This window comes from Paenibacillus barengoltzii G22 (genome assembly GCF_000403375.2).
In the GTDB taxonomy this organism is placed as follows: Bacteria; Bacillota; Bacilli; order Paenibacillales; family Paenibacillaceae; genus Fontibacillus; species Fontibacillus barengoltzii.
In genome coordinates, this window is sequence record NZ_KE159654.1 from 205,137 (window position 1) to 219,475 (window position 14,339).

Sequence of the window (14,339 nt, forward strand, 5' to 3'; positions counted from 1 at the left end):
TCAGCCCCTCCATCCTTGATAGATCATTTGAAACGCCACGTACACCATGACCGGGATAAACAGCTTGCGGATCGTTTTACTCTTCATGCGCTGCATCAGGCGTGAACCGACGGTGGCTCCGATCAAAACGCCCAGGGCAACGGGAGCCGAAATCACCGGAATTATGTCCCCGCGGAGCAAATAGATCCCCGCACTGGCCGCCGCCGTAACGCCCATCATAAAATTGCTGGTGGCACTCGACACCTTCAGCGGCATTTTCATAAACACGTCCATCGCCATCACCTTAAAACTCCCGCTGCCAATGCCCAATAGCCCGGAAATGACGCCCGCACCGTACATGACTCCAAAGCCTTCGTACACGCGGTCTACGTTATAGGCGACGGTCTTGCCCAGCGCCTTGTCGTAATACTCCCCTTGCAGCCCCAGCTTTTCGGCCACCGGATGCAGCGGAACGTTTTCCGGAACCTCTTGTTTGCTTTTTTTGATCATGGCATAGGCCGAGTAGAGCAGCAGTAAGGCAAAAATAATATACAAAAACCGCGGGGCAATCAACGCCCCGATAAATGCTCCGGTAATCGCCCCGACCGTCGTGGCGATCTCCAGAAACATGCCGACCCGCAAATTGGTGATCCGGTCGCGAATGTACGCCACCGCCGATCCGCTTGAAGTGGCGATGACGGAAATGATGCTCGCCCCGATGGCATGGTTGATGTCCACGCCAAACAGCAGCGTCAGCGCAGGGGTCACGATAATTCCGCCGCCCAATCCGAGAATCGAGCCCACGATCCCCGCCAGAATCGCGATCATAAAAATTTCAATTACTGTCGTAGTCAATCCGATGGCATCTCCTTTGCCCTTTACTCACCGGAGGGCTTCACTTGCTGCAAGCCTTCCCCTTGCTCACGCTATCGTTGTCTCCAATACATCCCCAGTCCGCCAGGAGCGGTATATTCGAAGCCGAAACGCCGGTACAACTTGTCTGCCGGCACATCCGCGATCAGGCTGACATAAGTTAAAGGCGGCGCATGTTGCTCCAGGAACCCCATAATTTCGCTCATGATCAATGTGCCTAAGCCCTTTCCCTGAAGATCCGGGCGCACAGCGATGTCCACCACCTGCAAAAAGCAGCCTCCATCTCCCACGACTCTTCCCATCCCCGCTAATCCCGCATCATCGTACAACGAGACGGCGAAGATGGAGTTGCTTAGGCCAATCTCTGCTCCTTCTGCGCTGCGCGGACTCATTCCCGCTAGTTCACGAAGCCTCAGGTAATCCGTAACTTCGGGCGCTTCGTATCTGATCTTCACATCGGCCCCCGATTGTTGTTCATTCATGCCGTTCCCTCCGCCTGCTGTTTTTTTGTGTAAGTTTTCACCAATTTTCAAGTATATCATATTTACAAAACTCCTGACTCAAGCTTGAATCCGAACGGCACCTGTGCAATAGTGAAAGGAGGAATATGGAAAGGGTGATCGCCGTGTCACTGTCGGAATGGGTTTCTTGGCTACAGAGCCCTGATCATGCCGCGCTGGCTGCCTTTCTGGCATTGTCTGCGTTCCTTGCACTTTATGTCGCATCGCGCAACAAACTCATTCATGACGAGCGAATCCGGCTGGATTACATTAACTCGACCTTGGAACGCTATGCGGCAGCTGCGGGGTCGTTGATGTCTGCAACGGAATCATCTTCGTCAACGCTCCCGGACCCCAGCGCCCTGCGGGACAAGCTGCTGGCTTGCCGGGCCGCGCCTTATGTCAGCGAAAATGTGCTCGCGCAAATCTCCGCGTTTACCGAGGATGATGACGCCTCTCGCCTGCCTCTGCTGCTGAGAACCATCGAGCGGGAAAGCGAGACGCTGATCGCCGAACGGGACAAGCTGCTCCGCCAAATGGAAGGCCCTGGCTGGGGAAGCTGGCTATGGCGCATTTTTCGGCCCGTTTTGCCGGGAGTGCTCGCCGCCGCCTTCTTTATCTCACTGCTCTGGTTGTGGCACCTGCTGGACACAAGCCTCTCCAGCGGTGCGGGAAGCGAAAGCGCGCGGGAATTGGCGCTCGACTGGATGCAACTGGCCTCGACCTGGTTTGCGCTGCTCATGCTTTCCTTGGCCGTGATGGGCGGGCGGAACCGGCACGTTAACGCGGTACCGGCCCGGCTGCTAGCGGCCTTGATCGCCGTGCTGGCCGTAGGACATTGGGCCGGTTCTTGGCTTGCCCCATATCTACTCGGGGCACAGCTGCTGCTGTTTCTCGGCGGTTTCCGCCTCAACAGCCGCAAACCGCGGAGGGCGCGTCCGTACGTTGGCCATGATCCGCTGCCGATGACACCCAAGGCTTCAGACGCCGTCTCCTCCGAAGCCGTGCAAGCGCTAAGCCATAAGGGCGACGAAGGCGAAACGACGCAATAAGAAAAAAATCTGAAACGCAAACAACCCCGATTCCTTGAGGCGGACAGGCCTTCTGCCTGACTGCCCGGAATCGGGGTTGTTTTTTGCCTTGGATGATGTTTTCGATGTTATTCGGCTTGTTGTTTTCGTGTTGCTCCTCGTTCTCCATTTTGGATTCAGTCTTTGTGCTCGTTCTGGTTCTGGTTCTTATGGAGCCTGGCAGCCGCTTAACGCTGTCTAGATTCACGCAAAGGTTTGGCCGTATGACGGGAAGCTCCGGTAGCCCTGGAGGCATTGCCCGGGTTCAACTCGTAACGTCTGCGCTCCGTACGTTCCATTTGCACGATTTGGCCTTCATGGACAACGATGTTCAATGAACCGAATTCCATGCCGCCCAGCAGCTCCGCAATCCGTTCCAGCCAAATTTCATCAACTTGCAATGGTTTCGCCATCCCCCTACCCCTCCCCTGATTTAGGTATATAGGTAAATCAATAGTTCTCGCTGGATCCCAGGCACTTTCGCTACACAGCCCAGCCAGCGCCCAATCTTGAATTCAGCCGAGCCTTCCGACCACTTGCAACATCCCTACGCCAAGCTCATGCTCAAACGACTGCATGTTTCCACGTTCGTCACACACTTCTAACGGAACCTAGCGCCGCTAATTGTGCTTTTCGCGGGTGTTTCCAATTCTAACGGAACGAGGAGACCTTATTTCGGACGATCTCTGTTCTTTCTCTACTTTTTCTGCCCAATAAGGTCTCTTGGTTCCGTTACAGCGGGAAAAGTCCGGGAAATAGGCCAATAAGGGCTTTACGTTCCGTTAGATGCTGAGCCCCACAGGATCTGGCTCGCGCTTGCACAGAAGCCAGCCTTCACCCTTCGCGGAACCGCCTCCCCGGAAGCTATCCCCGGCTTCACCCAGAAGGCTCTCCCCGTGCTTCCCCGCTCCATCTCTTCCCAAGGCCAGCCTGCGCAACTGGCGCACCCCTTGTCCCTGGTCTCAGCCCTCTCTAATGGCGGCTTTGGCGAGTGAACCAGCCTTTGAGCAGCAGGGTCACAAGCGCCAGCAGAAGCAAGAGAGAGGCTACCGCAAAGGACGCGGAGAATTGGTATTCGTTATACAAAATCTCCACATGCAGCGGCAATGTGTTGGTTTCTCCCCGGATGTGGCCCGAGACGACGGAGACAGCGCCGAATTCTCCCATCGCTCGCGCATTACAAAGAACAATTCCGTACAATAAACCCCATTTGATGTTTGGGAGCGTGACCTTCCAGAAGATCCGGAAGCCCCGCGCTCCCAGCGTGATTGCAGCTTCCTCCTCCTGCTGCCCCTGGTCCTCCATCAGCGGAATGAGCTCACGGGCTACAAACGGGAAGGTCACGAACAACGTCGCCAAGATGATGCCTGGCAGAGCAAAAATAATCGAGATATGATGCTCCTCCAGCCACGGTCCGAACCACCCGTGCGAGCCATAGACCAGCACGTAGATCAGACCGCCGATCACCGGCGATACGGCAAACGGCAAGTCGATTAACGTGACCAGCACCTGCTTGCCGCGAAATTTAAATTTGGTGACGGCCCAAGCGGCAGCCACTCCAAAGATGGTATTCAGCGGGACGGTAATCAAAGCGACGAGCAGCGTCAGCCGCAGTGCGGATAATGCATCCGGGTCACGGATGGCTGCTACGTAGACGTCCCAGCCTTTCTTGAGCGCCTCCGTCAGGACGACGGTAAGCGGCAACACGATGAGCCACAGCAGGACCAGTGCGGCCGCCGTGATCAGCACCCACTTGATTACGCCAGAACCCTGCCCCGCCTGCTTCCGCGGAGCCGTTGGCTTGCTTGCTGCTAATGGCACAGAACCGGCCATCCTCTTCCCTCCCTATCGATTGGCGTTCCCGAGCTTGCCTATGCTCACCGGGCAGATAGCATCTCGTGATCGTCAGCTCTCCCCATCGGCAACACTCGTTATCGTGAGTCCGCGCTCTCAATCTCCTACCGCGCGGTCTTGCGAATCCGGCGCTGCAGCGTGTTGATGAGCAGCAGCAGCACAAACGAGATCAGCAGCAGCATCAGTGCAACCGCCGTCGCCCCGGCGTAGTCGAATTGCTCCAGCCTCGACATGATGAGCAACGGGGCGATCTCCGTCTTCATCGGCATGTTGCCGGAGATGAAGACAACGGAGCCGTATTCGCCGATGCCGCGGGCAAACGCGAGCGCAAACCCCGTTAACATCGGGGGCAGCAGCTCCGGCAGCACCACTTGGCGGAAGGTGCGGAAGCGGCTAGCGCCAAGCGTGGCCGCCGCCTCCTCCACTTCGGCATCCAGGTCCTGCAGCACTGGCTGTACGGTGCGCACAACAAACGGGATGCCGATAAACATCAGCGCAAGCGTGATGCCCGCCGGCGTAAACGCGATGCGAATCCCCAGCGGCTCGAACAAGGAACCGATCCAGCCGTTGGCCGAATAGATCGCGGTGAGGGAAACCCCGGCCACCGCCGTCGGAAGGGCAAAAGGAAGGTCGATCATGGCATCAAAAATGTTTTTGCCGGGAAAATCGTACCGGACCAGCACCCAGGCCAGCAGCAGCCCAAGCACCGCATCGATCAATCCGGCCACCGCCGCGGTCACAAAGCTCACTCTGTATGAAGCAAGCACGCGCGGGTCGGTTGCGATATCCCAAAATTTCTCCCAGGTTAGTCCTGTAGAATTCAGCAGCAAGGCGGAAAGCGGGATCAGCACGATCAAGCTGAGGTACAGCACGCTAAATCCCATCGTCAGCCCGAAGCCGGGCAGAACGCCGCGCTTTGCGGTGCTACTGCGCATATTCTTCGCCTCCGATTCGTTACGGTCGGTTCGTATTATTGCGGTACGTAAATTTGGTTAAAGATGCCGCCGTCATTGAAATGCTTCGTTTGGGCTTCTGCCCAGCCGCCAAATTCCTCAATCGTAAACAGCTTGATCTCCGGGAATTTGTCGGCATACTCCGCCTTGACGCTGTCGAGCGTTGGACGATAGTAATTCTCCACAGCGATCTTCTGTCCTTCTTCCGAATACAGGTATTTCAAATAAGCCTCGGCGACTTCGCGGTTGCCGTTGGCATCTACGTTTTTGTCGACCACGGCAACCGGCGGTTCAGCCAGTATGCTCTCCGACGGATAGACGATATCGAATTTATCCGGCCCCAGCTCCTGCACGGACAACCAGGCCTCGTTCTCCCAAGCCAGCAGCACGTCGCCGAGTCCACGTTCTACGAACGTCGTAGTAGCGCCGCGCGCCCCGCTGTCGAGAACCGGAACATGCTTGAACAGCTCTTGCACGAACTCCCGTGCTTTAGTTTCATCGTTATTGTTTTGATGCAGGGCATATCCCCATGCCGCCAGGTAATTCCACCGCGCCCCGCCAGAGGTTTGCGGGTTTGGCGTGATCACCTCAACGCCATCCTTGATCAGATCGTTCCAATCCTTGATGTCTTTGGGATTTCCTTTACGAACCAGAAATACGATCGTGGAGGTATAGGGCGAGCTGTTATGCTCGAACTTTTGCTGCCAGCCTTCATTGATCAGCCCGGTTTCCGCAATGGCGTCAATGTCGTATCCCAGCGCCAGGGTAACCACATCGGCTTTCAACCCGTCAATGACAGCCCGGCTTTGCTTGCCCGATCCGCCATGCGACTGTTTAATGGTGACCTTCTGTCCTTTTTCTTTCTCCCAATATGCCGCAAAAGCTTTGTTATAATTTTCGTATAATTCCCGGGTCGGGTCGTAGGATACGTTCAGCAATTCCACCGCTTTGGGCTTCTCCCCGCCGCCGGAATTCCCGGCTGCCGCGCTGGCCGCATCGTTGCCGCCGCTCGTGTTGGACGAGCAAGCCGCCAGGACCCCAACCAATATCAATGCCAGACTCATCAGAACCCCTTGCTTCAACCTTCTGTTCATCGTATCACTCCCCATACTCTTTTCTCGCTTTACTAGGGCAGGGCAGGCATCCACCGTATCAACCACTTGACAACGGAAAACGGAGAAACGCCCCACCCCCTACGGTCAAACCGAGCCACTACCCGTGTCTGCCAAGGCAAGTAGAGCGTTCCTCCGTCCGTACGGTGAGAACATTTTTAATTATTCCTACCTGTTTAGTATGCTATGGTGTTATTTTATATGCGACAGCCCAGAAATGTCAAACCTTTTTATGCAAAAAAATCAATTTTTTTATAGGCCTCCCTTATAGCCGGTACAGGCTGCGGTATGGGTTGCGGACCTCCCTTCCAGACAATGCAAAACACCCGAAGACCGGCAAAATGCAGGCCTTCGGGTGTCTGGATCGGATCCTTCGTCCGCTGGGATATGAGATGAAGCTTCTGATTCACATGGAACCTGCCGGCTGCTTACCCACGGCAAAGTCTGCCGGCAGCGGTTCAATGCAGGAGGGTTTGCTGATACTCAAGCTATGCACCGCAGGCGTCAGACTGCCGCTCTCGGGATCACGCCGCAAGGCGGCGATATTGCCGCTGTACTGATTCGCCACCAGCACATAGTCGTCCAGGACGGCGAAGTTCCGCGGCCAGCTGCCCCCCACACTCGTCCATTCCGGGTCCTCGAGGCGACCGGTGTGCCGATCGATGCGGAAACGGACAATGCTGTCATGTCCGCGGTTGGAGCCGTATACGTAACGTCCGTCCGGCGAGAAGTGAATATCGGCCGGATAGTTTTCCCCGCGGAAATCATCCGGCAGGGAGCTGACGTGCTGGATCGCCTCAAGCCGCCCCTCCACCGGATCGAAAGTATATGCCGTCATTGTATTGTTCAACTCGTTCATGCCGTAAGCAAACCGTTCCGACGGATGGAGCACGAAATGCCGTGGACCTGTCCCCGGCGGCAAATGGGTTACCCCGTGCTTTACTAGCCGTCCGCACTCCAACCGATAGATCACTATCTGGTCGGTTCCCAGGTCAGAGACGAAGGCGAACCGTCCATCATGGCTAGGCACAATGCTGTGAGCATGAGCCGATTCCTGGCGCTCCTGGTTTACACTACTTCCCTCATGGCGGATCAGGGCCGTCATTTCTCCTAACGACCCATCCGCTTCCAGTGCAAAGGCATTCACATGCCCGCTGGAATAGTTGGCGACCAGCAAAAACGGATCCCGCCCACATTTCAAAGCCAGATGGCACGGGTCGGCCCCATGCGTTGCCCGTTCGCTGTGCAACATCGTCAGCTTCCCATCCTTAGGATCAACCGCAAATCCAGCAACCTGCCCTTCGGTCTGTTCACTTACCGCATACAATCGCATACCCTTCGCATCGAAGGTCACAAAGGAAGGGTTGGTGAGGCCCGCAGTCTCGTGGATAACCCGCATCTCGCCGGTATCCCTCTGCAGCTCGCAGAGATAAATTCCGGGCTCCCCGCGATCAGCATAAGAACCCACAAAAAAGTGCCAATTCGGTCCAGCTTCCTTGCTCACCGATTTCTCTTCCTTCTCTTTCTCAAATTCATCCAGCATCTGCTTCACTTCAGACAACGGAAGCCGATCAAAAAACATCTCCACCTGTTTCTCTGCCCCGCTGTAGATCTGGTTCATCACGGCAGGGATGTTCGAGGAGATATTACAGGAAGAGTGTTCGCTGCCGGAACACCAGTTGGGATGCAGCGATCCTTGAGCGAAGATGCGGTACAAATCGCCGAGAGTAACCTGCGAAAGCTCGCACTTTAGCAAGTACCCGCCGCGGGCCCCTTCCTTCGTCGTCACCAGGTCGTGGCGGCGAAGCAGGCTGAGCACCTTACGTACACGGGCCGGATGGGTCGCGACGCTGCAGGCGATCTGTTCGCTATTGGCCATGCGATCCTCCTTGGAATCTAAATACAACAAGCAATGGACGGCGACCGTTAATTCGCTATTCATCTTCCTTCTTCCCCTTCCCTTACCAAGTTTGAAACAAGTGCAGACGAGTATGTTATAATGTTCTCGCGAATCGCTATTCGCTAGTCACTTTATTCCATTTCGCTAAATACTCAATATATACATACTATATACTTACAGAAAGGGAACCTCTATGAACCTAATGAATCCCTCTTATATGCAAGCCGCCTTTACCGTTGGTGCAATGGCCATGGCCGTCGCTGTTCTGTTTATCCGTCTGAAAGCCAGTCGTCGGCCTGTCACGGTGAAGAAAATCATCATTCCCCCGCTAGGAATGACAACCGGCCTCTTCATGTTTGTTGTGCCGGAAACGCACATTCCTCTCCTGTGGGGCGTAATCGCCTTCGCTTTCGGTTGGCTCCTGTTCTCCTATCCGTTGATTCGGACAACCAAGTTCGAGAACATCGGCGGCGAAATTTACGCGGAACGTTCCCGCAGCTTTATCTTTATCCTGATTGGACTGCTTGTCGTCCGTCTCTTGCTGCATGAGGCCGTAGAACAATACGTCTCCGTCATGCAAACCGCGGCGCTGTTCTTCCTGCTCGCTTACGGCATGATTATTCGCTGGCGGCTGTATATGCTCAAGCAATACCGGGCAATGACCGGGAATACCGCCTCCTCATGATTCACGAAACCGTTGCAGCACCTCAAACATATTAAATTTTCTATATAGATGCAATCCTTTTATGGAGATTTTATTTTTGCATCACTTTCCAATCTATCACCCGGATGAATACAACAACAGCCGTACTCGCATGAAGCGAATACGGCTGTTGTTGCTCACCGCGCTCTCCGATTCCGGCAGCAGCTTTCGCCTATGCCTTCTTGGACGACGATCTTTGATCGGAGCTTGGATTGCTCAGTTGAGGGAGCATGCGCATCCCCATGACCATCTCGGACGAGCAGAGCGGACATACGGGGCTATATTCAAAGGTGAAATTGTCCCGCATCCACCCGTTGCAGTCATCGCTAGTGCAGGTCCATACCGGCGTATTTTCCTCAGGAATTTCTTCTAACGTCTTTTTACGGTAGTTCATAAAATTCCCCTCCTCTTCAAGGTGAACGTTCCAACCAGGTGCATTGATGATTTTGTTGCAGTGTTATATGTATCATCAGAAGCGGACTTCTGAAGAATTAACCTCATTAATGATCTTTGCGAAGAAAAACTGCCCTTAATGCGAGCACGCATTAAGAGCAGTTTCTAACTAGCTTACAGTTTTACAACGTTCTCGGCTTGAGGGCCGCGGTTGCCTTGAACCACGTTGAATTGTACGCGTTGGCCTTCGTCGAGGGTTTTGAAGCCTTCGCCAGTGATCGCGCTGAAATGAACGAATACGTCATTTCCGCCTTCCACTTCGATGAAGCCAAAACCTTTCTCAGCGTTAAACCATTTTACTGTTCCGGTTTCCATGGGAGAATACCTCCTGTTTAAGATTAACATGATTCATTTTTTTAACAGAAGTCGTTCAAATAAAGGCTGACCCTTATTGAACATGCACCACTTGTATAAAAAAATTCACACATTGAAAAAAGTTCCAGTTTTAAAAAAGTGACACCCTTTTCAATGCGTGAATGATATCTTCTTTCAAAAACATGATTTGAACCTATTATAGCCTTTTGCCAGATAAAAAGCAAATCCCCTGTTTTTTCAAGCCTACCGGAAAGACTGGACAAATCTAACTAGTGAAAACTATAATGACAGATGTAATCTGCAGTCATATTGTTCAGGGGTGCTGGAATTGGCCGGCTGAGAGTGTATCCCTCCAAGATACTGACCCTTCAACCTGATCTGGATAATGCCAGCGTAGGGAGCCATACCATGGTGATGAACTTATTTTACATGTCATTTCCATTGCCTATCGCGTCCCGGATCCGGGACGTTTTTTTGTATCCGGAAGTTGGAAGTTACGCTTAAGGACGCACATCCAGGGTTATACCAAGAACAAGCTGCGGAAATTTACACCAACGAAGGAGAGTCGGAGTCGTGAAAGTTCAAGTACGTACCGCACTGGCCATATTTCTTGGTTGCTTGCTGCTGGTATTGTCCGCCTGCGGCGGAGCGAATGGGAATCGTGCCGGGACAGCGGAAGGCGGAAACCAAGGCGGACAAAATACCGAAGCCGCCGCACCCAATCCAGCCTCTAATGCAGAGCTGCAACATGTGAAAGTCGTGCTCGACTGGAGCCCTAACACGAACCATACCGGGCTTTACGTCGCCAAGGATCAAGGCTATTTCGCCGAGGAAGGACTGCATGTGGACATCCTCCTGCCTGGTTCCGGCGGCGCCGAAGCGATGGTGGCCTCAGGAGAGGTGCCGTTTGGCGTCAGCGTGCAAGAGAACGTGACGCAAAGCCGAATCCAAGGCGTCCCGCTCGTTTCGATTGCCGCGATCATTCAGCACAATACGTCCGGCTTCGCTGCCCCTGTCGAGAAGAACATCAAGTCGCCAAAGGACTTCGAGGGCAAAGCCTACGGCGGCTGGGGTTCACCGGTGGAACAAGCGGTGATCCAATCGATCATGGATCTGCAAGGCGCTGATGTCAACAAGGTGAAATTCGTTAACATCGGGGATGCTGATTATTTTACAGCGGTAAAACGGGATATTGATTTTGCCTGGATTTTCTACGCCTGGACGGGCGTTGAGGCCGAGCTGCGGGGCGAGCCGCTGGACATGTTGTATGTCAAAGATTTCTCCGAGAAGCTGGACTACTACACACCGGTACTCGTGACGAACGAGAAGACAATCCAGAATAACCCTGAGCTTGTAAAAGCTTTTATGCGGGCTGTGACGAAAGGTTATCAGTATGCGATCGACCATCCGGAAGAAGCGGCGCAAATCCTGCTAAAAGCTGTACCCGAGCTCGACAAAGACCTGGTGGTGGCCAGTCAAAAATGGCTCAGCCCGAAATACAAGGACGATGCTCCGCGCTGGGGCGAGCAAAAGAAAGAAGTGTGGCAGAACTATTCCGATTGGATGTTTGAACGCAAGCTCCTGGAGAAACCGCTTGATGTGGATGCCGCTTTTACCAACGAGTTTTTGCCAAGCGAATAACTACCTTTAATAATCTTTAATGCCAAAACTCTTATTCGAAAGGATGAACTTACCCATGCCAAACGCGTTATTAAGCATTCAAATCATTCCGAAAACGCCTAACGGTGAAGACGTCATTCCCTATGTAGACCGAGCCATTGAAATTATTCAAGCTTCCGGCGTCAAATATCAGGTGAATCCCCTGGAGACGACCATGGAGGGGGATCTCGACGAGCTGCTGACCATCGTGAAGAAAATGAATGAAGCCGTCATTGAATTCGGCAGCACGGGCATCATTTCGCAAATTAAAATTTGCTACAATCCCGAAGGCGTCAGCATGGATAAGCTGATCGAAAAATATCGGCCATGAATCTCCGCAGCCTTTGGCACAGCATATGGCCGCCCTTCGTGGCGGTCATCTTGTTTTTACTGATCTGGCAAGGCGCGACCGCCTGGTTCCACATCGAGAAATGGATTCTCCCCAGCCCGGTGGATATCGGTCGTGAAGCAGTTGCCGGTGCGGCCAGCTTGGGGGAACATACTTTAGCAACGCTGCGGCTGATGCTGATCGGTTTTGCCATCGGGACGCTTGTCGGCCTGCTGACGGCGTTTGTTCTGCATTATGTCCCGTTTCTGAAGGCATCGCTGTATCCGCTCATCATCTTAAGTCAAAACGTGCCCACCATTGCGCTAGCACCACTGCTGATGATCTGGTTCGGCTTTGGCATCCTGCCGAAGATTATCGTCATTACGCTCGTCTGCTTCTTCCCTGTCGCCGTGGCAGCCATGGACGGACTTAGCCGCACGGACCGGGCGATGCTTGATTATATGCGAATGATTGGTGCATCCAAGGCGGATATTTTCCGCAAGCTGGAGGTGCCCTATGCGATCCCCTCGATCATGTCCGGGGTGAAAATCGCCGCAACTTACAGCGTGATGGGGGCGGTCATTGCCGAATGGATTGGCGCAGACAAAGGCATTGGCTACTATATGATGCTGCAGAAGGCATCGTTCCGCACGGATAAGATCTTTGTCGCCATCGCCATCATCGTGGCCATCAGCCTGGCGATGTTCGCCTGTGTTGCATTGTTGGAAAAATGGCTTGTCCGCTATAAACCGGCGAACGACCGAAGATAGAGAAGCGAACGGAAAGGAAGGCTTGGTTTATGAGCGAAGCATCTACACCCAAAGATAACGCCACCCCCGCGTTGGAGGTTCGGCAGATTCATAAAACGTTCCGCGACCGGCGCCGGGAGGTTCCGGTGCTGCAGGACATTTCACTGCGAGTACCGGCCGGTGAATTCGTGTCGATCATCGGCCCCTCTGGCTGCGGCAAAAGCACGCTGTTCCACGTCATCGGCGGTCTGACCGCGCCGGATCATGGCGAGGTGCTCCTTCAGGGACGCCCGGTCACCGGACAGCGCGGACATATCAGTTACGTGCCGCAGCAGCCTGCGTTGTTCCCTTGGCGGACGATCGAGGAGAATGTTGTGTTGGCGCAGGAAATCGCCGGAGCCGGAAAGCAGAGCTCCCGTGCGGAAATTCAGCATTGGCTCGAAAAAGCGGGGTTACGCGGATTTGAACGAGCTTATCCTCATATGTTGTCCGGCGGTATGCAGCAGCGGGCTTCGTTCCTTCGGGGACTGCTCGCCCCTCAGGAAGTCATGTGCCTGGACGAGCCGTTTAGTGCGCTCGACGCCCTGACACGCAGTGAAATGCAGCGCTGGCTGCTGGATATTTGGGAAGAGAACAAGCGCTCCGTCCTGATGATTACGCACAGCATCGAAGAGGCGCTCATGCTCTCGGACACGATCGTTTTGTTTACGAACCGGCCGGCCCATGTGCTGCACACCATCCAGGTGCCGTTTCCCCGGCCGCGGCGTGAGGAAATGCTGGATGACCCCGATTTTATGCGATTAAAACGGGAGATTGCGGCGATGATGGCGGCGGAGCAGCGCAAAATAGCAGCAGGAGGAGTCTGAAATAGACTTCCCCCTGCTATCAACGTTCCATTGCCACCTCGGTAACCTCCACCTGATCCACATCCAGCATCAGTTCGACCCATCGCCGCAGATGCTGGGCTTCCCCAGCGACGGCAATAAGCCAAGTCACCGATTCAATGGATTCTAAATGCCCTGCCGGATCTGAGAGATTCGGCATCCGGTCAAGCACCTGCTCATAGGCGCTTAACTTCATATCAATCAGCCGGAATCGCTCCAGCTTCTGGGTACATTCGGGAAGTAAGGTTACGCGCAGGTAGAGCAAAGTCCTTCCTGTCCGTTTCGCTGCCTCCAGTTCCTCCGGAGTAACCGAACGGCTCCAGGACTCTTTTTCCATGTCCATTCCTCCTGATCTTTCGCTGATCACATGATGGAGTAAATATTTAGCATATCATCGGAAAGCTCCATTAACGCATCCACCACTTCCGGATCAAACTGGGTCTCACGATGTTGGTGCAGTTCCAGCTTGGCTTCCGCCATGGTCAGCTTCCGTTCCCGATAGTGCCGATCCGATGTCATCGAATCGAAGGCGTCAACCACCGCACAGATTCTCGCCTTATAGGGGATTTCCTTCCCCTTCAGCCCATCCGGATACCCGCGACCATCCCAACGCTCATGATGCCAGCGAACGATATCCGCAATGCCCGGCCCAAACGCAGGATCCACTTCTACCAGCTCTGCTCCGATAACCGGATGCAGCTTAATGATCCTCCACTGGGCTTCCGTCAGCGGCCCCCGTTGCTCAATGATGGCACGAGGGATCATCGTCTTGCCGATGTCATGCATAAAGCAACCGCGGACCAGCATATCCTTCTCGGCTCCAGTGATCTTCAGCGGCTCGGCGATCTTCTCCGCCAGCATAGCAACCCGTATGCTATGATGATAGGTTTCCGGATGCCTGCGCACAAGCAGGTTAAACCACTTCACAGCTTCCGGGCTATAGTCCATATACCAATCGTCGACGAACTCATTAAAAACAGTCAACCGTTCTGCCCCCTAAAAAAAAC

At 54.0% G+C, this 14,339-nt stretch carries 18 protein-coding genes and 1 riboswitch; of the genes, 6 read left to right on the forward strand and 12 right to left on the reverse strand.

What is annotated here, in order from left to right:
• Complete coding sequence (locus C812_RS15915; RefSeq protein ID WP_083791430.1) at window positions 1-807, reverse strand: sulfite exporter TauE/SafE family protein; 807 nt, start codon at window positions 805-807, stop codon at window positions 1-3.
• Window positions 808-905: 98 nt separating this feature from the next.
• Window positions 906-1,334: a GNAT family N-acetyltransferase gene (locus tag C812_RS15920; RefSeq protein WP_009224003.1), complete on the reverse strand. Its 429-nt coding sequence runs from the start codon at window positions 1,332-1,334 to the stop codon at window positions 906-908.
• Window positions 1,335-1,468: 134 nt separating this feature from the next.
• Here C812_RS15920 and C812_RS15925 point away from each other — a divergent pair, with 134 nt between their 5' ends.
• Window positions 1,469-2,404 carry a hypothetical protein gene (locus tag C812_RS15925; protein WP_036625646.1) on the forward strand — a complete coding sequence of 312 codons (936 nt, stop codon included), beginning with the start codon at window positions 1,469-1,471 and terminating at the stop codon, window positions 2,402-2,404.
• A 206-nt stretch (window positions 2,405-2,610) separates the two neighbouring features.
• Here C812_RS15925 and C812_RS15930 read toward each other — a convergent pair whose 3' ends face one another.
• From C812_RS15930 to C812_RS15950, 6 genes are all read right to left on the reverse strand, one after another.
• Complete coding sequence (locus tag C812_RS15930) at window positions 2,611-2,835, reverse strand: YezD family protein (protein WP_009224001.1); 225 nt, start codon at window positions 2,833-2,835, stop codon at window positions 2,611-2,613.
• A gap of 369 nt (window positions 2,836-3,204) precedes the next feature.
• On the reverse strand, window positions 3,205-3,360 hold the full coding sequence (locus C812_RS22345) for a hypothetical protein (protein ID WP_157274738.1): 156 nt from the start codon (window positions 3,358-3,360) through the stop codon (window positions 3,205-3,207).
• Between the two features lie 34 nt (window positions 3,361-3,394).
• Window positions 3,395-4,255, reverse strand: a complete 861-nt coding sequence (gene cysW, locus C812_RS15935) for a sulfate ABC transporter permease subunit CysW (RefSeq protein ID WP_016313682.1) — start codon at window positions 4,253-4,255, stop codon at window positions 3,395-3,397.
• Between the two features lie 125 nt (window positions 4,256-4,380).
• Window positions 4,381-5,211, reverse strand: a complete 831-nt coding sequence (gene cysT / locus C812_RS15940; protein ID WP_016313683.1) for a sulfate ABC transporter permease subunit CysT — start codon at window positions 5,209-5,211, stop codon at window positions 4,381-4,383.
• A gap of 35 nt (window positions 5,212-5,246) precedes the next feature.
• Window positions 5,247-6,323 carry a sulfate ABC transporter substrate-binding protein gene (locus tag C812_RS15945; protein WP_016313684.1) on the reverse strand — a complete coding sequence of 359 codons (1,077 nt, stop codon included), beginning with the start codon at window positions 6,321-6,323 and terminating at the stop codon, window positions 5,247-5,249.
• 424 nt (window positions 6,324-6,747) lie between these two features.
• Window positions 6,748-8,283, reverse strand: a complete 1,536-nt coding sequence (locus C812_RS15950; protein ID WP_084770807.1) for a beta-propeller fold lactonase family protein — start codon at window positions 8,281-8,283, stop codon at window positions 6,748-6,750.
• A 151-nt stretch (window positions 8,284-8,434) separates the two neighbouring features.
• On the opposite strand from C812_RS15950, the gene C812_RS15955 reads away from it, so the two are divergent.
• Window positions 8,435-8,926, forward strand: coding sequence for a CcdC family protein (locus C812_RS15955; RefSeq protein ID WP_009223995.1), 492 nt, complete (start codon window positions 8,435-8,437; stop codon window positions 8,924-8,926).
• Window positions 8,927-9,116: 190 nt separating this feature from the next.
• On the opposite strand, the gene C812_RS15960 is transcribed toward C812_RS15955, so the two are convergent.
• Window positions 9,117-9,338: a cold-shock protein gene (locus tag C812_RS15960; RefSeq protein ID WP_009223994.1), complete on the reverse strand. Its 222-nt coding sequence runs from the start codon at window positions 9,336-9,338 to the stop codon at window positions 9,117-9,119.
• A 173-nt stretch (window positions 9,339-9,511) separates the two neighbouring features.
• Window positions 9,512-9,712, reverse strand: coding sequence for a cold-shock protein (locus C812_RS15965; RefSeq protein ID WP_009223993.1), 201 nt, complete (start codon window positions 9,710-9,712; stop codon window positions 9,512-9,514).
• 305 nt (window positions 9,713-10,017) lie between these two features.
• Window positions 10,018-10,130, forward strand: a riboswitch (TPP riboswitch).
• Window positions 10,131-10,285: 155 nt separating this feature from the next.
• On the opposite strand from C812_RS15965, the gene C812_RS15970 reads away from it, so the two are divergent.
• The 4 genes from C812_RS15970 to C812_RS15985 are packed head-to-tail and all read left to right on the forward strand — an operon-like array spanning window position 10,286 to window position 13,314.
• The gene (locus C812_RS15970) at window positions 10,286-11,353 is read left to right on the forward strand and encodes an ABC transporter substrate-binding protein (RefSeq protein WP_016313686.1); all 1,068 of its coding nucleotides are present in this window, start codon (window positions 10,286-10,288) and stop codon (window positions 11,351-11,353) included.
• Between the two features lie 55 nt (window positions 11,354-11,408).
• Window positions 11,409-11,702, forward strand: coding sequence for an MTH1187 family thiamine-binding protein (locus C812_RS15975; RefSeq protein ID WP_016313687.1), 294 nt, complete (start codon window positions 11,409-11,411; stop codon window positions 11,700-11,702).
• The gene (locus tag C812_RS15980; RefSeq protein WP_016313688.1) at window positions 11,699-12,469 is read left to right on the forward strand and encodes an ABC transporter permease; all 771 of its coding nucleotides are present in this window, start codon (window positions 11,699-11,701) and stop codon (window positions 12,467-12,469) included. Before C812_RS15975 ends, C812_RS15980 begins: the two co-directional genes overlap by 4 nt.
• Before the next feature lie 29 nt (window positions 12,470-12,498).
• The gene (locus C812_RS15985; protein ID WP_016313689.1) at window positions 12,499-13,314 is read left to right on the forward strand and encodes an ABC transporter ATP-binding protein; all 816 of its coding nucleotides are present in this window, start codon (window positions 12,499-12,501) and stop codon (window positions 13,312-13,314) included.
• Between the two features lie 19 nt (window positions 13,315-13,333).
• On the opposite strand, the gene C812_RS15990 is transcribed toward C812_RS15985, so the two are convergent.
• A complete protein-coding gene (locus tag C812_RS15990) occupies window positions 13,334-13,669 on the reverse strand; it encodes a hypothetical protein (RefSeq protein ID WP_016313690.1) in 336 nt (111 codons plus the stop codon).
• 26 nt (window positions 13,670-13,695) lie between these two features.
• Window positions 13,696-14,316, reverse strand: coding sequence for an HD-GYP domain-containing protein (locus C812_RS15995; RefSeq protein ID WP_016313691.1), 621 nt, complete (start codon window positions 14,314-14,316; stop codon window positions 13,696-13,698).
• Window positions 14,317-14,339: the final 23 nt, after the last annotated feature.